The sequence below is a fragment of the Bacteroidales bacterium genome (assembly GCA_035299085.1).
In the GTDB taxonomy this organism is placed as follows: Bacteria; Bacteroidota; Bacteroidia; order Bacteroidales; family UBA10428; genus UBA5072.
Genome location: DATGXG010000033.1, coordinates 136828 through 160234 on the forward strand (window position 1 = coordinate 136828; position 23407 = coordinate 160234).

The following is a 23407-nucleotide window of genomic DNA, read 5'->3' on the forward strand; positions in this document are numbered from 1 at the left end:
TTAATACTGCGAAAGGTTAAAAAGTAACCCTGAAGGTAAGCGTTTTTTTTACCACTCAAGTGTTATAATTCAAAACTGATTTCGATTATGAATAAGTAAAGTTTTTCCGCTAACTTTGATTTCATATACGACTGATGCTGCGTTATGAAAAAAAAATAGACTTTAATTCCCTTCCCCAGGCTATTGCTGATCTTTATGAAAAGGTTGAAAATATTGAAAAGCTGATTATTAAGTTAAGCGAAAAGCTAGAACAGTGGGTTAAAAAGCAAGACGAAAAACCGGCAAGAATGCGGAAAAAGGGGCAATATCCTATCACAGAAGAAAAGGTCACCTTAATAACCGAACCTTCAATTGATTCTATTGACGTTGATGCTTTAACTGTGGAGCAAGCGAGCCTTCCTTGATATGACAAAAATGAACCTTTATGCTCATGTTAAACTTGCCAAAATCCCTTATACCAAGAAAGGCCGAAGACTGGTGTTCTCCAAGATCGAGTTAGAGGAGTGGTTTAAATCCAGGAAAAAGGCCAATGCTGCTAATAAAAAAGATGCAATTACTTTTCGGGATGCAGTTAAACTTACAGGATTGAAGCCTTCTAAGCTACAGTATGAAATCAAGAAAAGGAAAGTGCCTGTTATCGGGAAACGAGGCAATCTTTTGTATTATTCAAAACGTGCGTTAACTGAGGCGTTGACTTCAGAGTAATTTAGATACATTTTATCGGTGCAATTTTGATAACGTAAGTTCATTGATTCCAAGTAATTTCATATGAATCATAATCAATTGTCTTTGATTTTATTGTCACAGTATCTCTATATTCCTTTTCTGCAAACCTATTAAGCCTCTGATATACTGCAAGGGCTAATTCGATACTACGATCTTCAACCAATTCTGGCTTTAGTGCAATATTCATTCCATCATGTTCAAATTGAACGCTAGGGTACATTATTCCATCAGGTTCAATTGTTTCACCTGTTTCAGGATTTTTTCCAAATGTATTATAAACGTAATTTGAAAAGGCCGAACTGATTAAATAATTTCCAATAATATCCTTTTTCATAAATTCAATAGAGAACAATTTTAACACCATTTTCCAATCGGCAATTCCGTCATACGTAAAATTCTTGATTAATAAATCAAATTCGTTATCAAGTCTATTAACTATTTTACTCCTATGTTTCTCTTTTTCAAAGGAGGGAAGGCATGCAACAAAAATATCTTTATTTAGTATCCATTTACCAATGGTCACTGCTTCTGAGTTTTTATCAAGATTATTTCGATGTATAAGTGAAGTTTCAAATCTAGAAACCGTACTAGATGTCGAACAATAGAAAATGCTTTGTAAGGGTTCATTAGCTCTTCCAAAAGTAAGTATTTTGTTTCTTGATATTATGTGTCCTAAGTCCTGAACTGTATTGAAAAGAATATTCTCATTCTCATTAATTCTAGCTCTAAATAAAGGTGTTCCTTTGCTTATACGAATTATTGGAAAAGGAATTGCAAATATATTCAAAGCATTCTTTATTGAAATATATGAAGAAGCTGAATTTTCCAGCTTCTTAGCAACTAAGAAATTCAAGAAGCCAAGTATAGTCTCTCTAGATATCATCTTGTAGCTTTTTCAGGCCATTAGCGTTTCATCTTTGTTCTATCCTATTCGGCCTGATTTTATTTTAGGTTCAAATTTTATCTCAATAAATGTTTCAAGTGCCAAAAGCCAATGTATATCCGATTTGTTTTTAACATTAAACAGAGTTATTGATTTGTCGAGATAATGGTCAATGTCCCAGACGCAATATCCATTTTTTGAGGTACAGGCTTCTAAGTGTTGTAACACTCTAGCTCTACTATTCTGCATACTTACTCCTACACGATACAAAGAATTGTTACCCATAAATGTATATACCCCTGGATGCCAAACTATATTGTAGTCAACGGTGGGAAGCTTAAGATACTCTATTGTTTCATAGTCCATAGGCGAATTATTAGCGAGTAAGTCAATGATTTCAAACTTGTCTTTGATGAAGCCAAACTCTAATTCAATAGCATCAATTATTTGCTTTCTTATTGGTTTGACAATTTCAATCATGATAATGCGTTATATTTGAGTTTTCCATATCTTTTTAAAATAGTATTTATCAATTTTTAATTCGATCACAATATCGTTCGCATGTAAACGCTGTTGCCGTATCAGGGCGCTAAGTCATCGGATTACCCGCTAATGAAGCCATGTGATCAAACATTAGCACCCACATAACTCGGCAATTACGTATTATCGGCTGTTAGCTGTAGTTGCTTAATAGTATTTATCCTTTGATGTTATCAAATTTGGGGTAATGCTAGTCAAAGTGTCATTTGCAAATCGAAGCCTATAGTATTTTCGCATTTTTGAAAACTTTATATCTATATTATTAAATTGCTTTATTAAAAATATATCCGCGGAATCCTTACCAAATGTGATAACATTTATTGAATCATAGGTTGACTGGCATTCTTTTGATTGCATTTGTACTCTTTCCACTGTCCAAGTATTTGAAGGAAATGTGTTATTAATCTTACGAAAATCTACTACATCATTTAATAATAGAATATCACATGAGTCTGGAACAATCCCATTATAAAAGGAGGTCACGCCTGTGTCTATTCCTTGTTTGAAAATCATGCCACAACCAGTCAAAAGTATAAGAGGAAATATTATAAAAATTATTCTGTGTTTCATACTGTCTTTTTTTGCAATTATCACTAACGTCCGCCGGATATGCGTAGTTGCCGATTCAGAGCGCTTTCTTGTCGGGTTACCGACAAGAAAAGCAAATGAACCAACATAAGCAACCCCTCAGCCCGGCAATTGTGTATACAGGCTGTTAGTGGCTGGCTATTTTATTATTCCTCCCCTTTATTTCGCATATCGCCCATAATAGATTTTGCCATGATGTATCCTTTTTCTATAGGTTCATTAATAATAAATCTATAACAGTCTTCAGGTTTTGTTGAATAATTGATCATTTGTAGTTTAACATCATCAACTGTTTTTTTCCAGGTGATATAAGCACTATCTTTTTTTTCTATCAAAATATCCCTTACTACAGTTCCAAAATAAGCTCGCATTTCTTCATCCCATTTATTTTTTATAGAAGTAAAAAACATTGTGTAAGTGTTGTCAGAGTTCATTTCCTTTTGCATATCAAGTAACTCCTTACGTGCATTTCTTGCACATACTTCTGCTATATCAAATAGTAGGCGGTCTACTAGTAAACAGATTGAATCTTCAGAAAGGATGCAAGAACAATTTTTACAAAAAACAGGAGCAATATAGAACTTATCGAATTTCCCTTTCTTTTTGGGTACGTCTACAACACCTCTAAGACCGATGCTTGAAGCCATTGAAACGCCATATTTCTCATAATATTTATGGCAATCTTCTTTGCTTGAAGATTGGTAATCCGCGAATTCAATTTGAGTATTGGGTTGCCAATAAATATCCTTTTCATCTTCTGATGGATAGATCATTTGAGCCTTTAGTAAAATATTTATTGACCAAAATAACCCAATTAATATTATTCTATTATTCATTTTGTTTATCGTTTAATGTATTGGCATTTTTTAGCTTGCCACTAACGTCCGCGTGTATGAGCCGTTGCGTTGCCGATGCTCCTTGTTATCTAGTTACCACAAGGCAACCAAGAGTGTCAACATCAGTAACCTAGCTGCCAGCAATGGCTTATACACGTTGTTGGGCACAGGTGTTTAACTATCAATTTTAAAGTTTATTGTATTCGATATCCAAGTGTTATGCTAGAAATTAATGTTCGAGCATTTATATCCTCCGACTTTAAAAATCCTGTCATGCCAGGACTAGGTCGAGAATCTAAATCACCAAAATTTGACAAATAAATATAGTAATCAATATTTAGACCTATTTGAAATCTAGAAATATTATAATATGCTCCTCCGCCTAGTATTAATCCAAATATCCCTGACTTTATATTAGTTATTCGATCTTCTTTATGTGATTGTGATATAAGATAATCATAAGTTGGTCCTATGCTAATGAAAGGAGTCAACCTTTCCATTACAGGATATTTAATAATGAATTTTATATTGAGGGATAATTGATCAATAGACGTCTCTGATTTAACAAGAGTAGTGTGTTGATCATCAATAAATTTATCATAGCTCTTTCCACCTTGTCTTTGTAAATAACCAAGGTTCGAAGATAAGTTAAAGTACTTACCATTAAAATAATCAACTCCCAGAAAAAGGATATTGCCATTTAGAGATGTTTTAAAGTCTGAATATTCACCATCAGTAGGCCATTTAAGTTTTGACCAATCTCTACCAAATTGAATCTTGAGTGTCTGAGAATTTGATATCTCAAAAGAAAAGAATAAAATAGCTAATACAAAGAAATTGAGATTTTTCATATGTATATTAATTTGGTTAATCTTGGTGTCTCATAAATAGATCCAAAGTACGTGTCAATGGTTGCGTATTTTACACTTGTGCCCAACTACTTCTTATATTCATATGTATATAAAATGATAATTGGATTCTTATGCGAGGTTAAGTATTTAACTTCTAATTTATAAAATTATGGTAAAAGCTACATTGTTTAATACCATAAAAGATTAAAAAGTAACCCTTCAACTTAAAAATTATTTCAAACTCAATCTTTAATAAAAAAATGCCCCGATTAGTTCGGGGCAAAATCAGAATAGCTTATTAAACTTAGCAAGTGACTGCTGCAAATTCTTTGTAATACAACTTATGAACTGCTTCACCAAATTGTACCCTGGCATTACGGCCTAAAAGCTCCATGATCTGTCCCACTTTACCTGCCGCAATTTCAGTGACACTTTGACCTATGGTATAGCCTTTATTTACAGTTGACTTGGGCACTTTTGTGGACAGTTTCTGCTTTTCTTCCTTAAGAGTTTCACGTTCGGCCTTCACTTCCTCTAACTTGGCGAAAAGTACATCCTTTTTCATAGTACCATAACCTTCAATGTTCAGCTTCTTTGCCAACTCCTTTGCTTCAAAATAATTCATTGTTTCCATATTGTTAAGTTTTAAAATGATGATTTCATCTTTCAAGGTTTCTCCAGACATTCCTGCGGGTGCTTGATAAACGTCTCCCTCCAATTCAGCCACCTGGCTTTCAGTATGGATGCCAACCGAACTGGTTACATGATTGCCTACTTTTATCTTGGTGGGGGTCGCTTTCTGCTTACTTATATTAGCCATAAAGGATTCACGTCCCAAAAATCTAAGCTTGCTGATCTCCCTAACATTTTCCATTGTTAGGAAACCTCCGTTTGCAGCCAAAAAATTCAAGGATGCTTACAATCCGCTGGGACTTGTAAGACTTCTCGAAAAGGTTTCAGAAAATATTCGGAAATATTCGGATATATCTGAATATTTCCCGGAATACTGTTGAATATTTTGTAAGCTTAAAATATCTTTGATATTCACTCTTTGCTATTTTATACTTAAATATTTGGGGATATATCCGAGAATATCCGGATATATCCGGAGTTTTGTGCTAAATTTATTCTTAAGCATAATAAATCATGGACAAACTAATTGAAGGAATTTACACAACAGGGATTAGCTTCAGGGCAGTTGGTGAGGCAGAAGCCAGAAACCATAGAGCTAAAAAATTGAATTTACCGAATTTCGATAAGTATGGTCATATCTTGACAGAGGATGCTGGGAGGCAGGGAATGAATTATCTCCCATACTTCCGTAATGAAGTTTTCGGTGCGGTAGTTGAAAGAAACAATAAAGGGACATTCGCACATTGAATTTGAACTAAAGTTCTTTAGATGATGTTCAAACAGACGACTTTGCTATGCCGTTATTTGCAATGTGGAATATGTTCAACTTACCTAAGGGAGTCAAGTCATCCAAGATTTCAACAAACTATTAAAAATTAGGTATTTATCTCTGGTTTTAAGGAGAGTTCTTTAGAAATTGACTACTGATGATCCAAATTATAACTGGATGGTAGAATTCATTAACCGTAATTGCTTTTAAGGCACATTATTCAGGGTCTTTGAATGCTAACCTGAAAATTTTTGCTTTTTGCATAGCCAGGACTATCAAGATAACGGATCAGCATGTATACGCCAATGGCACTTAAACCTATTATAGACCAAAAAATAATATTACTACCAGTTGCACTATTTTCAACAACTTCAACAGGTGATGCTTTTGGAATTATATTTTCCGCTTGAATGTTTATTATTGACGTCCGGTCAAACGCACTTGTTGCACTGTAATACATGACTTAAAGTTTTTTATGAATTATAATTTTACCATCATTAAATATCTCAAGGTAATGAGTTTCATAGGTTATTAATAGACTTTTGTTATGCACTAGCCTATCTTTTAAGTAAGATGAATTGTATCCAGCATTATTAAGGTCTTTCTCTTCAATAGGCTTTAAGTCACTTCTATAGAGTTTAGCTACTATCTTATCATTGCTGAGGTACAATTCATTCTCTGTTTTCGTAGCCTTACGCTTTTCTTGTTGTTTTGATCTAAACATACGCCTTTTGCACCTTTCACTGCAATAGGAACGTGAAAGATGTTTGGCCTCAAATTCCTTTTGGCAATAAGGGCATCGTTTATGGTATTCATTTAAGTTCATATCTCCTGTTTATTGTGCCGGACCTTCCAAAATTTGTTTCTCTTCCGGGGTGCGGTTGGCTTCTTTCTTTTTCCTTATCCGGCCCTTCTCATATTTAAAAAATCGGTCTTTGTAATTATTTAGTTCTGATTCAACTTCACTCAACTTACTTTGCATCTTTTCTATCACAGTTAATTTCTTTGAAATCTCACTTTCCATCTCATTAACCTTACTTTGATAAGAATCAGCCTGACCCTGTTTCATCAATACCATATTATTAATGTCATTAATCTCACTTTCGTTTTTGGCAAGCTTACTTTTCATCAACTCCATGTTATTATCTCTGTTTAATTTATCAGAAGTAATGTCGATTGTACCAAGTACGTATGTCACTAATCCTGTATATAACCCAAATTGAATTCGAAGCGCAAACGCAATGGGGTTGTTAAGCATTACATCGTATACACGTAAGTTTAATCCGTTCAATACCCAAAATATATCAAATATGGGAAACACAATCGCGATCCACTTTTTGTTTGAAGAACGCATAGCTAATACGGTAAACATTGAAAAGCAGATGGCTCCAATTATAGAAAACACCTTACCAGCCCAATCGTCATCTTCAATAAGGTATATAAGACTTCGGCTGTTGAGATAGGTCAATTCAAGGACCATAAAAAACACGGCCATATAGAAAAATGTCTTTTTCATTTTGATCTAATTTATAAGTAATTACTATCGATACCCTTTTTGAATGAAATCTTCTAGATCTGAAAGCTTATACAGTATTTTTCTACCGAATTGCGAATACTTAATGATACCTTTTTTGCGATACTCGAATAATGTGCGGCTGCATACCTTCAGCTTTTTACAAGCCTCAGTTCCGGTGACCCATTGGTTGAGGTATTTCTCCTGAGCTTCTTTCTGTAAATGATTCTTGAACTCGCTCATAGATTTTAGTAGTTTATCTCCTAATTGGGAATCAATTAAATCAAATGGCATGACATTATATTTATAAGGTGAATAATAAATTTGTAATTCAGAAGTTGATTTATCACTCCTACCATTTTAGTTGAAGGAATTAATCAAAATTTGAAACCCAAGATAATTTTTTGAATAGCAAAATCTATCTGAGAAATAAAAAGAGTTTTGAACAGGGTAATCGGTAAAAAATGATGTAAATAACTTAAGATCAAGTACATATTACTTAAATTGGTATTGCCAGACGTCTTTATAGGATCAATAATTCTTTAGAATTACTTCAAAACTCATCTAAATCACACAATATTTTGATAATATTCATGAATTAAAATGGCATAAAACATTAAAAAATGTAGTCTTTAATACTTTAAATACTCATTTAATATCTAAAATAACTTCACCTATACTAGTATATGCCATAAAGTAGTTTTTATACTTCATATACTTCAATATCCTTAACTCAAAAGTTTTGTATTAATATACTCAAAGTACACTATAGGAATTTTTACGATTCCTTTAATATTTCGTCAAGAGTGTTTGTTACTCTTGTTTTAAACCACAAGTTTTGTTTTCTTAGTTGAAAAGGTGTTAGAGTCTCTTATTCGGTGGACTCAATAATAAGATCATATGAAAGTACTTCAAACTTTGGGTATTCCGAATTAGGTTACGGACCCGGTAGGAGATACTATAAACTAGTTTTGTCAACCTAAAACCTCAATAACTCCGTAACCTTTTCCTTTGAAATTCTGTACAACCCTTTTACAGACTCTTAAACCAAGTTATTTGCGAATGTCTAAAAGAATTATCCTTTTCCTAGCAATCTTGATCCTTTGTCTATGTGTCCCGGTCCGGGCACAAAAAGTTTCGATCCACGGTTTCAGCATCGTGGCTTCGTTTGGCCCGAGCTTTTTTGTAGAAAACAATAAGGGGACCTAAATGGATATTCCAGAGGTGAAGAAAAGTGCATATACCTTAATAATATAACTTAAATGGATTCATCTGGTATACATGGAGGATCAACTTGAGGCACCATAAGCACGAACTGTATTCTTGGAATTTTTGAGGAAACTGGTAATCGAATTTCACACTATATTAATATATATGAAAAACAGAAAAAGAATAATCGCTAGTTTAAAAACTTCTGGCATGCTGAAGTGCATATTTGGTGTTGGATTTGCTCTTTTTACTGTTCTTGCAAATGGCCAGTATTCTAAATTAATTGATTTTACAGGACCAAATGGAGCAGGTCCCGCAGGTTCACCAATTATGGTCGATTCCTTTATTTATGGTACCACTACCGCCGGAGGACTAAATCAGGCTGGCCTAATATTCAGATACAATATCAATTCTGACTCATATGAAAAGCTTCATGAATTTAATAATTCTGACGGGTGTAGTCCAAACAGTGCATTAGTCATGAAGGATGGTGCTTTATTCGGAGTTGCATTATGGGGCGGTGTATCCGAAGGTGACAGCGGTAATATCTTTAAAATAAACCTTGATGGAACGGGATTTAAAATAATACATCAGTTCAATAGTATCAATGGTTCATCTCCTCAATGGTGTACGCCGGTTATAGATGGAAATACACTTTATGGCTTAACTACCAGTGGAGGTAGTTTTAGTGCAGGAGTATTATATAGCATTGACACCAATGGCACTGGGTATCATGTATTACACAATTTTGATTACGAAAAGGGCTGCAATCCATGGGGCCCTTTAATGATGCTTGGTGATACGCTTTATGGAATAACAACTGCTGGTAACACGAAGGGAAACGGTTCAATATTCAGGATAAATAAAAATGGTAATGGTTATTCTGTTTTGCATGAGTTTGAATCCGAATATGCCGCCGAACCAGGTCCGATAACTTTGCATGGAAGAACTATATACGGTACGACGATTTTTACACTATATCAAATTGGAGTAGATGGCAAGAACTATAAAGAAGTATTGGACCTGAATAAGGTAAACGGCTATAATCCTTATGCTTGTTCACTAATTGTTGAAGATACCGTCATTTATGGAGCAACAATGTTTGGTGGCATGGGTTTGTCAAACGGAGTAGTGTTCAGGGTCGATACAAGCGGGGGAAATGATCACATGTTATTTTACTTTAATGGCAATAATGGAGCATTTCCCGTTGGATCAATGCTGTTGGATAATAATATATTGTATGGTATTACTTCTCAAGGTGGAAGTAATGACAAGGGAGTTTTATATAAATGGACCCTTTGCCGGGATACCGTAATTACAGTAGAAAAAAATATGTCAATTAATGGCGAATTTCAGTTACCAGATGGAACTATTGCCCATAATTCTGGAACCTATGTCAGTAACCTTTCCAGTTTGTATGGTTGTGACAGTACCATTATTACTCATATTGCGTTGCTGAACTGCAAGGACACAACTGCTGTTGAAGATATTGCCATAGCTGACAATGCGACATATGAACTGCCGGATGGGGTAATAGTTAATCATGCGGGGACTTATACCAGCAATCTGCGAAGCATACTTGGATGTGATAGCACAATTGTTACTCACCTTACATTACTTGGCTGCTCTGATACTACAATTATTAATAATGTTGAACTGACCACAAATGAGGAATATACTTTACCTGACGGATCTATTGTGAATGAACCAGGCACATATATCAACAGCTATCAAAGAGTTTCAGGATGTGACAGCATTTTTGTCACAAACATTACTCGTTTAAACTGCAATCATTCCACTCTGCGTATTGATACTTTAATTATCGGAAATACCTCCTATACTTTGCCTGACGGTGAAATAGTATGGTCACCCGGCACTTATGTTGATACCCTTTATAATACAAGTGGATGTTATTGTATTATCACTACCAATCTAGGTATCGTAACCGCTGTAACAGATCATAAGGAAAGTAAATTTTCCATATATCCCGTTCCTGCATCTGAATACGTTGTTATTCAAACGGATTTAAGGGATTATAAAGTTTCAGTTATGCACTTGACCGGTAAAATTTTAATGACCAGAGAATTTAATGGCAATGAAAATACCCTGGCGATAGGCAATCTTAATGAAGGATTATATTTTCTGGAGATTTCCTATCCTGGCGGAAATGAAACACTTAAAATGTATAGAATCAATAAGTAAGAACTGAGAACTTTGCACCTGAATTCTAAGATACATTTTATATACCGACGGATCAGGTTCAAATCCAGCCGGAGGAGTATAATGTGATGCTTTATATGAGGATATAATATTTATTATTTGGTAGCTGAAATACTAATCCTTTTATTTTGAAATATAATTAGAGAAGAGTAGAATATGAACCAATAAAAGCATTTTAATTTTACCTAAAGATGTATTAAAAATAGGGTTACTCTATTTGTGAATAAGGTCTCTAATTTTCCTTACTGTGTTTATTGAGTAATGTGTTCTTTCTGATATTTCCCTAATGGTTAATGAAGCATTTAAAAGGTTTATTATTTCATTGTATTTTCTTTTCAGTTTTTCCGGATCGGCTTTGGCTCCTTTCAGTCTTCCCTTATATTTTCCTTCCAGCTTTGCTTTTTCAATGCCATTTCTCTGAAGAAAATTCCGATGACTGATTTCGACATCCGACCCCTGAGAAAGCATATTTAAGAAAAAATTAAAAGTTCCACTTTCTTGTCCATTTTCATAGGAAAGGATATCATAGGCCTCTAAATAAACACTCCGATTCGATTCATGCATTTCTTTAACGAAAGTAAGTATACTGGGTAAGTTGTTTCCTAAATCTTGCACGTCCTTAACCATTATAATTGCCTTTTCAATTTGATTTTGGTTAAGGAACTCATATAACGAGTCGTGTTCCTGGTAATATTCCTTAAGATCACTGGTATCATCCGGTGCAAAGACTGCCTCCTCAACGACACCTTCAACATTCCAACCTTTCTTTTTAGCAACGATATGTAAAAGATTAATTATGGCAGGAAAATCTTTCGGTTTTTCATTTCGACCGAAATAAATGATTGCATTCATGAATTCTGATTCTGATTAACAAATTCATATTTAGACCCATCCTAAATTTAATATTTATTATTTAATGACTCTACATTTTATGAAATTATTGTTGAACGAATTACCAAGTAGCTTATGAAATTTAGAAGCGAACTTCGTATGCTAGATTTTTATTTAATCAAAAAGAATTTTATTTGCTTGACTTCCAACAACGAAACAACTAATTTTAAGCTGCAAATTCTTTTTCCTTCAATTCAGAGGAAATAATTGCAGTTTAAGACTAAACCGTAGTATCGAAAACATGTCAGATCCTAAGACCTTGTCTAACCTTAAGGTGAATCTTTTTCAGAATATAGCTCTTACCATAAGTGGTGGAGGTTATCGTGCATCAGCTTTTGGCTTAGGTGTTTTATCCTATCTAAATCATACACCGTTTCAAGAGAAACCTTTGCTTGAATCTGTAAAAGGACTCAGTACAGTAAGTGGTGGCACACTTACTGGAGCTACCTATGCGCTTTACATGGCGAAAGGAAATAAGTTTCCTGATTTTTACAAAGATTTTTACCATATCCTTGATGAAGATATAATCTTAAAAACTGCATTTGATAAATTTAGTGCTGATGAGGTTTGGAAGACTTCACATAAGAGAAGGTCACTTATTAATGCATTTGCGCTGGCCTATGAGGAGATTCTTACAAATGGAGCTTTTAGAGAAATTAAGAATGGGGATAAATCACATCTGGAGGACATTTGTTTTAATGCAACTGATTTATCCTTTGGATTGGCATTTCGTTTTCAAACAACAGGGGATTTTGGAAACTATAGGCTTAAAAATAGAATTTTGGACCCACTAATAGGTGAAATAAAAATTGCTGATGCAATTGCGGCCTCATCATGCTTTCCTCTTGGATTTGAGCCAATAGTATTTCCTGATGACTTTTTCAGTCATTCCTCCTCATTATACACTAACCTTAAAATGGAACCTAATTTTATACACGGTGTGGGGCTAATGGACGGAGGCATTGTTGATAATCAAGGCATAGGTAGTATAATGAAAGCCGATGCGAGAAGGAAAAAAAGCAGGAAAACATTCGACCTGATAATGGTTTGTGATGTGGGTAGTTACTTTATGGATCCTTGGAAAGCCTCATCGAATGCTGATGTTTTTCAAAATAAACCGATTAGTCTGAAAAAAATCTTCACAAGAACCAGGAAAAGTATTAATCAGCTCAAATTGCTTTACGTTACCTTGTTTATTGGTTTAATCATTTTAATAACAGGATTTCAAACCATTCAAAGTAAATGGGCATGGATTGCGATCGGCGCTGTTGGTTTTGCCTGGTTATGTTCGACGTTGATAATGATATTTTCCAGGAAGTTAAAGCAAGTGATTATAGAAAATTTGTTGCGGATTGGCAAAATGGTTCCCGGATTTCTCAAACCAAAACTGACCATTTTTTATGACCTGCAACTATCACTGATGAAGATTATGCTTGAAGAACGCTATACTTCTGCTGTTACTATGATTAATGATATTTTTCTGAAGCAAATCAGGCGGCTCAATTATGATTTATTCTATAAGGATGAAAATTTACAGAATCGTAGAATAACATCGCTTATATACCAACTTACCAAGGAGCAGTTCCTGAAAGGGGAATCAGATGAAATCCGCAAGGAAGAAAAAGAAGATTTCATTGAAAATCCGGGCGAAAAAATATTTTCATCCGCGAAAATTGCTAGGGAAATGGGGACAACGCTTTGGTTTACTGAAAAGGACAAAGAAGTATCAAGACTGAAAAATCTTGTGTCATGCGGACAATTCACTTCTTGTTATAACCTATTAAAGTATTGCATCGAATTAAAGAAATCCGGTTCCGCTGTTGATAATGCTTTACTTGATCAAATGATCGGTGTTTTTCACTCGGACTGGATAAAGTTTATAAATGACCCATTTTGGTTACATGATGAAACCAAAATCTCACAAGGAACATGATTGTAGACCATTTTATGCAAATCAAATCGGGTAGAGTATAGTTTGGCTATCGATAAAAGTTGGAAATTGATCTAGGGAGAAGACTTGAATATTTCATGGCCCGGTTTCAATGTATGCGATGTCTCAAGTTTGAAGATCTTCATTAAGCTGTGTTAAGTTTGAACTGATTGAATTAGTTTTCAAATAAGTAATTTAAAAATTAGGTATCATGTTAGTCTCTGCAAAACAATTAAGAAAGGAAACTAATGTTTCACAAGAAAAAAGAAAACCATTTGAAGTGACTGTTTTAAAAGAACCAATTGTATCAGGTGCTATTATTGGAGAATCAGAGAACTTAAAACATCGAAGGGATATGATTTCTGCAGTTGGCTTTGAACCAACAGATTTTGCATTTGAACGGGCAATTGGAAACAATGATTCTCTATATAGCAACTTTGCTGAATTAATTGCACTGACGAAGAGAAAGGTCGGAAGGATTGTACAAAAGGAAGACAATAAAATAACCGGCTATGCTACTGGTTTTATGGTATCAAAAAGTTTAATGCTTACTAATTGGCATGTATTTAAAAATAAAGGAATAGCCGAAGAAAGTGAGGTTCATTTCTTCTACGAGTATGACATGCAAGGGCACCCCTTATCACCTGTTATCTTTTCATTCGACACTACTCAGTTTTTTAATAACGAGGATCTAGATTACTGTTTTGTTGCAGTCAAACCTTTTGATGTTAGCGGCCGAGTCTCCCTTCAAGATATTGGCTATTTATTTCTTGATGGTACATTAGGTAAAATCGGTGATAAAGATGTAGAGTGCTTAAACATAATACATCACCCCCAAGGGGACTATAAACAAATCTCAATTCGGGAAAATACATTTGTAGATATTGACGAGACAAAAATAATGTACAAAACCGATACTGCTCCAGGTAGTAGCGGAAGTCCTGTATTCAATGATCAATGGCAGGTCGTAGGTCTTCATCATAAAAGTATTGCCAAGATGAGTTCAGATGGTCAGAACTACCTGGATAAAAATGATTTAATCATTCCAATTATTGATGATAAAATTGATGTTACAAGAATTGTCTGGGAAAAGAATGAAGGCATTCGTATAAGTGTCATATTAAAGCACATATTTAGTAAAAATCCAGGTAATGCCTCATTAAAGACTTTAACGGTTCCTCCATTGTATGAAAATTTAGAGTTTGTTATTAGTAATTCATCATCCTCAAAATCAAAAACTGACAAGATAATTTTAAACGATTCATCCAAAAATTTAGTTGTTAGTATTCCTACGGCGGCGTTAGACAGTGAAAGATCTATAGAGTTAAGTTTATCTAGTAAGTTAATAACCAAAGGACCTATAATAAAAGATACTGTAGAAGTAAACAAAACTGACGATTTACTTTTGGAAGTAGCTAAAGCCGAGAAAGAGAATGCTGTAGATTTCAGCAAATGCAGAGGCTATGATTCGAATTTCTTAGGCGTAGCCATTCCGCTACCTCAGCCTAAAAATAAAATACTCAAGCAAATTGCGATGTTGAAAGACAAAACGATTGAACTTAAATATTTTAATTACAGTATAATATTCAATGCAGTATTCAAAATGCCCTTAATTAGTGCGGTAAATGTGGAAGGTGATGCATCGAAAAGACTGGATGATAGTAAGAGAAATGATGATTGGTTGAGAGATAATCGTATCGATATAGAATGCCAGCTATTTGACAAATTCTATTCTAAATCAAACTTTGACAAAGGGCATATGAGCCGTTTTGAAGATGCAAATTGGGGTGATACAAAATCCGATGCTTTAAGAAATGGCATACATACTTGCTTTTATACTAATGCCTGCCCTCAGGTTGTTGCTCTTAATAGGGCTGCTGGTATATGGGGGAAACTTGAAAAAGCGGTGTTAGAAAAAGGAATAACCAAGGAAGCTGGAAAACAAGCTAAAATGACTGTGTTCAACGGTCCGATCTTTAACGAAGAGAAAGATAGGATTTTTAAAGGAGTCGTTATCCCTATAGAATTTTATAAAGTTATTGTCTGGCTTGATGATAATAACAAACCAAAGGCTACTGCATTTAAGCTTTCCCAAGAAATGCTTGTTGATCCAATCAAATTTGATGAAAGCATGCGTGTAGAGCAAGAAGCCTTGGATATTGACAAAGATGTAAAGTTTAAAAATTTTCAGTGTAGCATAAAAATGCTAAGCAGATTAACTAATATTGATTTTAAGGCACTTGAGAAATTTGATACATTCAAAACTCAAGATGGCTCAGAAGAATTCGTAATTGAAAGTACAGATAAACTTGTCATATCCTAAAATATGGCTACAGGTTAAACAATAAAATTAAGCGCACGACCCGGTAATTTGCAGATGACTTATGTCACCATTACAAAATCGCTTAAATTAAGATTTTCTGATGTTCAGATTCGTTATTAAATACATCACGAGAATTAATCTTTTGGCTAGGACATTTTTAAATTGGTTAATCACCGATATCATAACGGCCCTTTCTTTTTTGTCTTCAGTTTTCGATAATGCCCACCTATATTTAGTAATCCTATCTATAAGCTCCCTGGTGGACATTCTCTCAATTTTATTTTTCAATGCTTGTGCTGACATGATTGGGTAGGGAAAGATGATATTATAAAAATTTCATTGACTAAGCTGATGGTTTGTCATTTAAATTTGATTGCAATGTCTACCTTGCCACTTCCAATAATAACACCATCAAAATCTTTATGATCCTTACCAGAAATCTTCAGCGCATTTTTCACAACAAAATTTGATATTTCATCAGGAGTATCAAAATGACCTAATGTAAATCCTTTGATTTCAAAAGCCACTTCATATTCATTGATGGGCTCGCTATTGATGAAAACGTATTTACCGCTCATTTTTTGAACTCGTGAGAGCGACAGATCTTTATCCTGGTGATTCATACTATCAACCGTCGCTGAAAGGATAAGAATAGTGGAAATACATGTTAGAATAATCAAGCCAAGCCTGGAGAATTTTACGGATGGTTTCATAAATCAAGTGTTTGGTAAATTATTGTTGTTTTTTTAACACCACAAATATATTAAAGCTATTAATATATAGTATCATATAAGACGTAATTTATTAAAGGTAACAAATGTGATGTTTTCTTTCTTTTTTTGTATATGGCAAAAGAAAAGCTTCAGGTTCAGAATGAAGACCTCAAACGATTGGGTGATCGCATCCGTACCCTACGGATTAAAAAAGGCTATAGCAACTATGAGAGTTTTGCCTACGATCATAATATTGCCCGTGCACAATACGGCAAATATGAGAACGGAGAAAATCTTCGATATACAAGCCTTTTAAGGGTTATAAAAGCTCTGGGTGTATCCATTCAGGAGTTCTTTTCGGAAGGATTTGAATAGCCGTAACATTACGCAATAATCCAGAATAATCCACAATTATCCGGATTAATGTGGAATAATCCGGATTAATCCTTTATGTGTATTATATACCAGATTCCATTATTTTAAGTAAATAAAATAAGCATCGATTTGTTGGATGGTTAAGTCAAGCATAAGCAATCCTATTTGAATAATCCGGAATATTCCGGATTAATGTGGATACTTATCGAATGAATACCAAAACCATTCCAACATTTGTTGCAGTTTTATTCACTCTGAAGTCAATGCCTTAGTTAATGCCCGTTTTGAGTAGTACAGAAGATTTCCTTGTTTCGCGATAACCGGCACTTTCCTTTTCTTTATTTCATATTGCAGCTTAGATGGCTTCAATCCGGTAAGCTTTACAGCATCCCGGAATGTAATCGCGTCTTTAGTATTATTTGCATCCGTCTTTCTCTTCTTTTTCATCCACTCCTCCAGTTCGATCTTGGAGAAGACCAGTCTTCTGCCATTTTTCCAATGAGGAATTTTCGATAGTTTAACATGGGCGTAAATATTCATCCTGGTCATTTGCAAAAAGGCACTGGCTTGTTCGACAGTCAGACTATCTTCATCCATACCAGAAGGTGAAGGTGTTTTTATGACAGTGACCTTTTCCTCAGTAAGAACATTGGGCTTTGCTTTTGCTGGCTTTTTAACCGGCTTATCTAATTTCTCACTTAACTTAATAATCAGCTTTTCAATATTTTCAACCTTTTCATAAAGATCAGCGATAGCCTGGGGAAGGGAATTAAAATCTATTTGCTTTTTCATTACGTGGTTTTGATTCAACTATAAATCAAAGTTACATGAAAAAGTTTACTCCCTACACGATATAAATAAGTTGTTAAATCACCGGTTTTTCGTATGGTTAAACCGGTCATAAGCAAATCTATCTGAAATAATGCGGAATATTACGCATTAATGAGGTAACTCTTATAGGAAGAACTTCTGATGAACCATTGGAAAATGCTTATAGTACGGTTAATGCTATTGAATAGAAATGATATGACAAGATAGCGTTTAGAGTGCATCAGCGAATAAATATACCAAAACCCACTTTCCCAATCGGAGAAAAACCGTTTGTACCAACTATCTCGTTAGTATATGGTAATTTTTCCGGCTTTTTAATTGATCCGAAATAAACTCCATAACCAAGTGAACCAGAAAAATATATTGCTTTAGTAATATTTACTTTGAGACCAACGCCAAAATGGTGTTCAAATGTCTTATATCTTCCAATACCCATTGTCATAGAAGAGTCAATATCACTGCTTTTTAATCTGGTCATCCTATAAGTACAATTATAAAATAAATAAGGAGCCAAAGTCTTAGTCATGGGATTGTGTATCAAGGATATTTCATGATGAGCAATTATTCCTGAAATACGCTTTGATTCGGGACAATAGTAAAATCCTACATGAAGGGTTCTTTTTCCATCATGGACAACTAATAAGATTTCAGAGCCAGTAGCAAATCCGCTTCCTGTTTTAAATTGATTGATTTCTATTCCATAGTTAGCTTTTTGTTGCGGTTCCATATTCTGCTGCCCATCTAGGAAAGTGGTCATTAATATTAGAAAAGATGTAATTGTCACTAACTTTTTCATATATACAATCTTTTCTTGGGTTTACGATTTGCCCATTGCAAAGATTTGTTTAGTTGCTTGATTTACATAAGTATATCAAATGATAATTTGTATGGATATGAATGACACTCTGTAATGAAATAGTTGATGTTCATCAATGAAATAACGAGTTGGAAAACGAAGGTCACTGCACTTATTGAAGGGAATACAAACCTTAATGCAACCTCTTACAAGTATTTTAATAAAGTTTGAAACAGATTCTCGACTCGAATTGGCTTTTGAATATAATCATCACAACCTGAAGAAAGAATATGGTGTACATCCAATTCAGATGCATACGCTGTCAATGCAATAATAATGATATTCGGTTTAATTGCTTTAATTTTTTTGGTTGCCTCCATACCATCCATTACAGGCATTTTAATGTCCATTAAAACTATATCAGGCGGATATTTTCCTGAACAGGCATCCAAAGCCTCAAGCCCATTCGAAGCTCTACTTACCTTTATTCCTTTGGAAATCAGTATTTCTTCAACCAACATGAAATTGTTGGTGTCATCTTCAGCAACCAGGATTTTCTTACCTGATGCGGTACTTTCCATACCTGCGAAAACAGGCATTACTTCTGAATGAAATGATCGGAATACTGGCTTGTAAGGTAATGTAAAAATGAATGTCGAACCCTGACCAGGCTTGGAGGACACTTTTATTTCTCCTCCCAAAAGATCAACATAGCCCTTGGAAAGTGCAAGTCCGAGACCAGTACCCCCGTACTTTCGGGTGGAAGAATTATCAATTTGTCTGAACCGTTCGAATATAAGATCATGCATATCCTCAGATATTCCAATACCTGAATCTTCAACAGAGAATTGAATGGTATTCCCGGCTATGGTATATCCAAATTTGACATAACCTTTGTGAGTGAATTTCAGGGCATTTCCAACAAGGTTGATCAGTATTTGCATCAGTTTAACAGAATCGGTAAACACAATGGATGATAACCCGAATGCATCTGTAAAATAACTTAGCGTTACCTCTGTATTCGTTTGATTTAATGAAAACTGGTCGTATACACTTTTCAGGATCTCATCCAGGTTGGTTTCTTTGTTTGTAACCTGCTCCTGCCCGGCATCCAATGTGGACAGAGCGATTATACCTGAAATGACGGAAAGCAATTGATCATTACTGACGTTAATAATATTTGCGAACTCTTTTTTCTTTTCCTCAGGAAGTTCAGAACTCCCCAGAATGGTAGAAAATCCAACAATAGCATTTAAGGGCGTTCGTATTTCATGAGAAATATTTTGAAGAAACGCCGTTTTCAGCCGGTCACTCTCCTCAGCCTTCTCCTTTGAACGCAACAAATCATCCTGAATCTTTTTTATTTCGGTAATATCCCTGGATATTCCAAAAGTACCTATTATTTCTCCTTTAGTATTTTTTAAGGGCATTTTTGTCGTAGAAACCCAGGTAGATGGCCTGTCAAACCAGACCTCCATTTCTTCTTTACCTATAAGTGGAACACCGCTCTTAATAATGTTTTGTTCGTCAGAATAAGCCTCTTGTGAATGTTCAGTTTTAAAAAAATCAAAATCACTTTTGCCAAGAGCCTTTAAGGGATCATCTAATCCGAAAACGCGTGCTAATGCTTTGTTTATTCTGATAAATCGACTTTCCAGGTCCTTAAAGTAAATATAATCAGGAATATTGTCTAAAAGCGAATGTATAAGATACTGTTCCCAGACCAGTTTTTCCTCCATTAATTTCCGCGCCGTAATATCCTCAAAAATAACACAAATCATACGGGATGAATCCGTGGGCCGATAGGCATGGCAGTGATACCAACCTTTGGTCGGCTCATGATACATGTCGAATATTTGTGGTATCCCGGTAGTGGCCACTTTCCCATAAACTTCAACCCAGCTTTTTTCAGTTCCAGGCCAAATTTCAAATACGTCCTTTCCAAAAACTTCTTCCTGTTTCACTCTTAAAATCCTTTCATAGGCGTCATTGAACAGTCCAAATCGAAAACTTACATAATTTCCCTTTTCATCAAATACAGATTCCCATACAATGAAAGCGTTGAGCATGTTTTTAATGATCAATTGCAATTCTGACGAAGTTTTTTGCAGGGATTCTTCCGCCTGCTTGCGTGCTGTTAGATCAAAAAGAAGAGCCATAAAATAATCCACTTTCCCATTGCTTTGCCGGACACATTTTACGGATAAACTCGTCCAGATAATACTTCCATCTTTTCTCACAAAGCGTTTGTCAATAGAATAACCATCCATTTCACCCTGCATCACTTTTTTAAAATTTTCAAGATCAAGGTTAATGTCCTCAGGATAGGTCAATTCAGACCATGTAAGAGCTATTAATTCCTCTCTGGAATAACCCAGCAAATAACAGAGGTATTCATTTACCTCAATCCATTTCATCGTGGGTGAGGTTATGGCAATTCCAGCTATGGAAAGTTCAAAATAGCTTCTGAAACGGGATTCACTTTCCAATAGCTTTCTTTCAGCATTTTTGCGATTTGTTATATCGCGGAAATACCAGACACGTCCATAATAATGATCCCCTTTTCCAAACATGGGTGATGAGAAACGCTCTAATATCATTCCATCTTTGAAATGTATTTCATCAAAACTCGTTTCCTGCCGGTGGTTATATAGATATTCCACTCTTGAGAGGAATTGTTCGGGATTTTCGATATTATTTACCATGTATTGCAATAACGCTTCATCGGACTTCTTTAACAGTAATTCCTGATGTATATTCATCATTTCCACAAACTTATTGTTGTAAGAAATGATGGCATCGTTTTCATCAACAATCAATATACCATCTAAAGAAACTTCCTGTTGAGTGGTGAGCAAAACATTTCTAAGCGCCAGTTCTTCTTCGGCTTTCTTTCGTTCTGTTATATCAGATACTGTGGTTATAAAAAACTTAGGGTTATTCTCTTTATCCCGCCTCAAATAAACCGAAATATCGGTCCATACAATTTGTCCATTCTTATGAACGAATCTTTTTTCAAAACGGGCGACAGAATCATCACCATTTAATAGTGATTTAGAAACTTCATCTGATTTTGATATATCTTCATGAAATGTGATATCCTGCCATTTCTTTGTAAGTAATTCGTCCCTGGTATAACCCAACATATTGCAGAACGCATTGTTAACCGTCAGTGATCCGTCAAGAGAAGTCATTGACTTTCCAACCGGAGAATACTCAAATAATTCACGAAAATTCTCTTCACTTTCAATCAATAATTGTTCATGTTGTTTACGTAGTGATATATCTCTGACTATAGCCCATATGCCATCATTTTCTCCCTTGTCATTCTTGAAAAGAAAAGATCGTATTTCAACCGGAAAAATTGTACCATCTTTTCTGATATATTCTTTTTCATATACATCTGAATATCCTTCTTTAAGAACCTGCTCTTTAATAATTTCAGCCTCAAAGGCATGCCATTTTTGTGGCGTAATATCAGTATATTTCAAAACTTGTAACTCTGATAACGTGTAGGCCAACATTTGCTCAAAAGCCCTGTTACAATTCTCAATAATTCCGTTCATAGTCACAAAGGCAAATCCATCCATCATACTCTCAAGGAGTTTGTGGTATTTGTTTTCGGCAAACCTTAGAGCTTCTTGTGCTTTCTTCTCTTTCTCTTTCTTTTTTCTATCTTCCACAACCGTTTTAACGGTTGCAGCAAGACCTTTCATATGTTTTTCTGATTTCATAATATAATCGGCTGCTCCTGCCCTCATCGTCTGGATGGCAATTTCTTCCGAACCGGTACCCGTTATAATTATAACCGGCAGATTAGGGTCGGTTTGCTTAACCATTTCAATAACCTGTAGACCTTCAAATCCCCTGATATTGAAATCACTAAGCACTAAGTCAAATATTTCTTCGTTGAGATATTTGATGAATTTCTCCCGGCTTTCTGCTTCTTTCACTTCAAAGACACTGTGATGATTTATGAGGAGGTCTCTGACAAGTTTACGATCATGCATATTGTCATCGACATACAAAATCCTGATTTTATCTTCCATATGCATTTCGAGTTTATGTAAATGGTATCTATTTATACTGGATTAGGTTGGAATAGTATAATATAGAATCCGGAATATTATTAATGATTTTCAAATAAACAAGATAACAGGTTAGCTTAGATAACGAACACTTATAAAGATAGTAATATTTTGCCAATGGTTTATGAGCTATTTACTCATTCACAAGGCTTAAAATCATGTATTATCCTTTCTGAGACAAGATCACAACATCAAAGATTAATAAATGATGTTTTTACTAAGAAATCGCCTCTTGCTAAACCGCATGTTGAGATCCGAACATTCGCTGCATAACCGAAGGTGGCTGAATTGTTTGGATTTTATTGTTCATCCTTCTCAGGCCAAATACCTTTAATACTGTTTAACTCATCCTGAAATTTAAAAAGACTCAATGGAATATTTTGCGATGCACCAGTCCAATGCTTTTCTCCAGGATCAACCCATATTATGTCGCCCCTATGAATTTCTTCAACCTTACCTCCTTCCTTTTGTATCCGACCTATTCCAGATAATACAAATAGAATTTGTCCAAGTGGATGAGTATGCCAGGCAGTTTTTGCTCCGGGTTCAAAATTAACAATTGAGGCAAATGATTTTTGGTATTTCCTTGGTTGAATACAATTTTGGAGTACTTCTTCGGAAAATTGAAAATTAGATCTAATGATTTCCATAATGACAAGGTTGTCTTTTGAAAGAAACAAATTGCTCTTAAT

At 34.8% G+C, this 23407-nt stretch carries 21 protein-coding genes; 7 read left to right on the forward strand and 14 right to left on the reverse strand.

Features of this window, described 5'->3' with window-relative positions:
• The first annotated feature begins 134 nt into the window (after positions 1–134).
• A complete protein-coding gene (locus VK179_10770; GenBank protein ID HLO59216.1) occupies positions 135–404 on the forward strand; it encodes a hypothetical protein in 270 nt (89 codons plus the stop codon).
• Between the two features lies 1 nt (position 405).
• Positions 406–705, forward strand: coding sequence for a hypothetical protein (locus VK179_10775; protein HLO59217.1), 300 nt, complete (start codon positions 406–408; stop codon positions 703–705).
• A 40-nt stretch (positions 706–745) separates the two neighbouring features.
• Here VK179_10775 and VK179_10780 read toward each other — a convergent pair whose 3' ends face one another.
• The 6 genes from VK179_10780 to VK179_10805 form a co-directional block, all read right to left on the reverse strand.
• Complete coding sequence (locus VK179_10780) at positions 746–1609, reverse strand: hypothetical protein (protein ID HLO59218.1); 864 nt, start codon at positions 1607–1609, stop codon at positions 746–748.
• Between the two features lie 39 nt (positions 1610–1648).
• A complete protein-coding gene (locus tag VK179_10785; protein HLO59219.1) occupies positions 1649–2089 on the reverse strand; it encodes a hypothetical protein in 441 nt (146 codons plus the stop codon).
• A 207-nt stretch (positions 2090–2296) separates the two neighbouring features.
• Complete coding sequence (locus tag VK179_10790) at positions 2297–2719, reverse strand: hypothetical protein (GenBank protein ID HLO59220.1); 423 nt, start codon at positions 2717–2719, stop codon at positions 2297–2299.
• Between the two features lie 164 nt (positions 2720–2883).
• Complete coding sequence (locus VK179_10795; protein ID HLO59221.1) at positions 2884–3573, reverse strand: hypothetical protein; 690 nt, start codon at positions 3571–3573, stop codon at positions 2884–2886.
• A gap of 194 nt (positions 3574–3767) precedes the next feature.
• On the reverse strand, positions 3768–4424 hold the full coding sequence (locus VK179_10800) for an outer membrane beta-barrel protein (GenBank protein ID HLO59222.1): 657 nt from the start codon (positions 4422–4424) through the stop codon (positions 3768–3770).
• Between the two features lie 304 nt (positions 4425–4728).
• Positions 4729–5298, reverse strand: coding sequence for a hypothetical protein (locus VK179_10805; protein ID HLO59223.1), 570 nt, complete (start codon positions 5296–5298; stop codon positions 4729–4731).
• A 272-nt stretch (positions 5299–5570) separates the two neighbouring features.
• Here VK179_10805 and VK179_10810 point away from each other — a divergent pair, with 272 nt between their 5' ends.
• A complete protein-coding gene (locus VK179_10810; GenBank protein HLO59224.1) occupies positions 5571–5804 on the forward strand; it encodes a hypothetical protein in 234 nt (77 codons plus the stop codon).
• A 242-nt stretch (positions 5805–6046) separates the two neighbouring features.
• Here the strand turns inward: VK179_10810 and VK179_10815 are convergent, their stop codons facing one another.
• Both VK179_10815 and VK179_10820 read right to left on the reverse strand, forming a co-directional pair.
• Positions 6047–6286 carry a hypothetical protein gene (locus VK179_10815; GenBank protein HLO59225.1) on the reverse strand — a complete coding sequence of 80 codons (240 nt, stop codon included), beginning with the start codon at positions 6284–6286 and terminating at the stop codon, positions 6047–6049.
• A 375-nt stretch (positions 6287–6661) separates the two neighbouring features.
• Positions 6662–7342, reverse strand: coding sequence for a hypothetical protein (locus VK179_10820; protein HLO59226.1), 681 nt, complete (start codon positions 7340–7342; stop codon positions 6662–6664).
• Between the two features lie 1371 nt (positions 7343–8713).
• Here VK179_10820 and VK179_10825 point away from each other — a divergent pair.
• Entirely contained in the window at positions 8714–10750 is a 2037-nt protein-coding gene (locus VK179_10825; GenBank protein ID HLO59227.1) for a choice-of-anchor tandem repeat GloVer-containing protein, read from the forward strand.
• A 231-nt stretch (positions 10751–10981) separates the two neighbouring features.
• Here the strand turns inward: VK179_10825 and VK179_10830 are convergent, their stop codons facing one another.
• On the reverse strand, positions 10982–11620 hold the full coding sequence (locus VK179_10830) for a hypothetical protein (GenBank protein HLO59228.1): 639 nt from the start codon (positions 11618–11620) through the stop codon (positions 10982–10984).
• 280 nt (positions 11621–11900) lie between these two features.
• Between VK179_10830 and VK179_10835 the strand changes: the two genes are divergently transcribed.
• Positions 11901–13592 carry a patatin-like phospholipase family protein gene (locus tag VK179_10835; protein HLO59229.1) on the forward strand — a complete coding sequence of 564 codons (1692 nt, stop codon included), beginning with the start codon at positions 11901–11903 and terminating at the stop codon, positions 13590–13592.
• A 208-nt stretch (positions 13593–13800) separates the two neighbouring features.
• On the forward strand, positions 13801–15912 hold the full coding sequence (locus VK179_10840; protein HLO59230.1) for a DNA/RNA non-specific endonuclease: 2112 nt from the start codon (positions 13801–13803) through the stop codon (positions 15910–15912).
• Positions 15913–16271: 359 nt separating this feature from the next.
• Here VK179_10840 and VK179_10845 read toward each other — a convergent pair whose 3' ends face one another.
• A complete protein-coding gene (locus tag VK179_10845; protein HLO59231.1) occupies positions 16272–16625 on the reverse strand; it encodes a hypothetical protein in 354 nt (117 codons plus the stop codon).
• Positions 16626–16757: 132 nt separating this feature from the next.
• On the opposite strand from VK179_10845, the gene VK179_10850 reads away from it, so the two are divergent.
• Positions 16758–17000, forward strand: a complete 243-nt coding sequence (locus VK179_10850) for a helix-turn-helix transcriptional regulator (GenBank protein ID HLO59232.1) — start codon at positions 16758–16760, stop codon at positions 16998–17000.
• A 249-nt stretch (positions 17001–17249) separates the two neighbouring features.
• Here the strand turns inward: VK179_10850 and VK179_10855 are convergent, their stop codons facing one another.
• The 4 genes from VK179_10855 to VK179_10870 all read right to left on the reverse strand — a co-directional run bounded on the left by VK179_10855 (position 17250) and on the right by VK179_10870 (position 23365).
• Complete coding sequence (locus VK179_10855; protein ID HLO59233.1) at positions 17250–17792, reverse strand: helix-turn-helix domain-containing protein; 543 nt, start codon at positions 17790–17792, stop codon at positions 17250–17252.
• Positions 17793–18051: 259 nt separating this feature from the next.
• Entirely contained in the window at positions 18052–18627 is a 576-nt protein-coding gene (locus VK179_10860) for a hypothetical protein (protein HLO59234.1), read from the reverse strand.
• 206 nt (positions 18628–18833) lie between these two features.
• Positions 18834–22676, reverse strand: coding sequence for a PAS domain S-box protein (locus VK179_10865; protein ID HLO59235.1), 3843 nt, complete (start codon positions 22674–22676; stop codon positions 18834–18836).
• A gap of 338 nt (positions 22677–23014) precedes the next feature.
• Positions 23015–23365, reverse strand: a complete 351-nt coding sequence (locus VK179_10870; protein HLO59236.1) for a cupin domain-containing protein — start codon at positions 23363–23365, stop codon at positions 23015–23017.
• Positions 23366–23407: the final 42 nt, after the last annotated feature.

Excerpts from the sequence above, each read along its gene's own strand:
- VK179_10770 (HLO59216.1), top strand. The coding sequence starts at position 135 with ATGCTGCGTTATGAAAAAAAAATAGACTTTAATTCCCTTCCCCAGGCT.
- VK179_10775 (HLO59217.1), top strand. The coding sequence starts at position 406 with ATGACAAAAATGAACCTTTATGCTCATGTTAAACTTGCCAAAATCCCT.
- VK179_10780 (HLO59218.1), bottom strand. The coding sequence starts at position 1,609 with ATGATATCTAGAGAGACTATACTTGGCTTCTTGAATTTCTTAGTTGCT.
- VK179_10785 (HLO59219.1), bottom strand. The coding sequence starts at position 2,089 with ATGATTGAAATTGTCAAACCAATAAGAAAGCAAATAATTGATGCTATT.
- VK179_10790 (HLO59220.1), bottom strand. The coding sequence starts at position 2,719 with ATGAAACACAGAATAATTTTTATAATATTTCCTCTTATACTTTTGACT.
- VK179_10795 (HLO59221.1), bottom strand. The coding sequence starts at position 3,573 with ATGAATAATAGAATAATATTAATTGGGTTATTTTGGTCAATAAATATT.
- VK179_10800 (HLO59222.1), bottom strand. The coding sequence starts at position 4,424 with ATGAAAAATCTCAATTTCTTTGTATTAGCTATTTTATTCTTTTCTTTT.
- VK179_10805 (HLO59223.1), bottom strand. The coding sequence starts at position 5,298 with ATGGAAAATGTTAGGGAGATCAGCAAGCTTAGATTTTTGGGACGTGAA.
- VK179_10810 (HLO59224.1), top strand. The coding sequence starts at position 5,571 with ATGGACAAACTAATTGAAGGAATTTACACAACAGGGATTAGCTTCAGG.
- VK179_10815 (HLO59225.1), bottom strand. The coding sequence starts at position 6,286 with ATGTATTACAGTGCAACAAGTGCGTTTGACCGGACGTCAATAATAAAC.
- VK179_10820 (HLO59226.1), bottom strand. The coding sequence starts at position 7,342 with ATGAAAAAGACATTTTTCTATATGGCCGTGTTTTTTATGGTCCTTGAA.
- VK179_10825 (HLO59227.1), top strand. The coding sequence starts at position 8,714 with ATGAAAAACAGAAAAAGAATAATCGCTAGTTTAAAAACTTCTGGCATG.
- VK179_10830 (HLO59228.1), bottom strand. The coding sequence starts at position 11,620 with ATGAATGCAATCATTTATTTCGGTCGAAATGAAAAACCGAAAGATTTT.
- VK179_10835 (HLO59229.1), top strand. The coding sequence starts at position 11,901 with ATGTCAGATCCTAAGACCTTGTCTAACCTTAAGGTGAATCTTTTTCAG.
- VK179_10840 (HLO59230.1), top strand. The coding sequence starts at position 13,801 with ATGTTAGTCTCTGCAAAACAATTAAGAAAGGAAACTAATGTTTCACAA.
- VK179_10845 (HLO59231.1), bottom strand. The coding sequence starts at position 16,625 with ATGAAACCATCCGTAAAATTCTCCAGGCTTGGCTTGATTATTCTAACA.
- VK179_10850 (HLO59232.1), top strand. The coding sequence starts at position 16,758 with ATGGCAAAAGAAAAGCTTCAGGTTCAGAATGAAGACCTCAAACGATTG.
- VK179_10855 (HLO59233.1), bottom strand. The coding sequence starts at position 17,792 with ATGAAAAAGCAAATAGATTTTAATTCCCTTCCCCAGGCTATCGCTGAT.
- VK179_10860 (HLO59234.1), bottom strand. The coding sequence starts at position 18,627 with ATGAAAAAGTTAGTGACAATTACATCTTTTCTAATATTAATGACCACT.
- VK179_10865 (HLO59235.1), bottom strand. The coding sequence starts at position 22,676 with ATGGAAGATAAAATCAGGATTTTGTATGTCGATGACAATATGCATGAT.
- VK179_10870 (HLO59236.1), bottom strand. The coding sequence starts at position 23,365 with ATGGAAATCATTAGATCTAATTTTCAATTTTCCGAAGAAGTACTCCAA.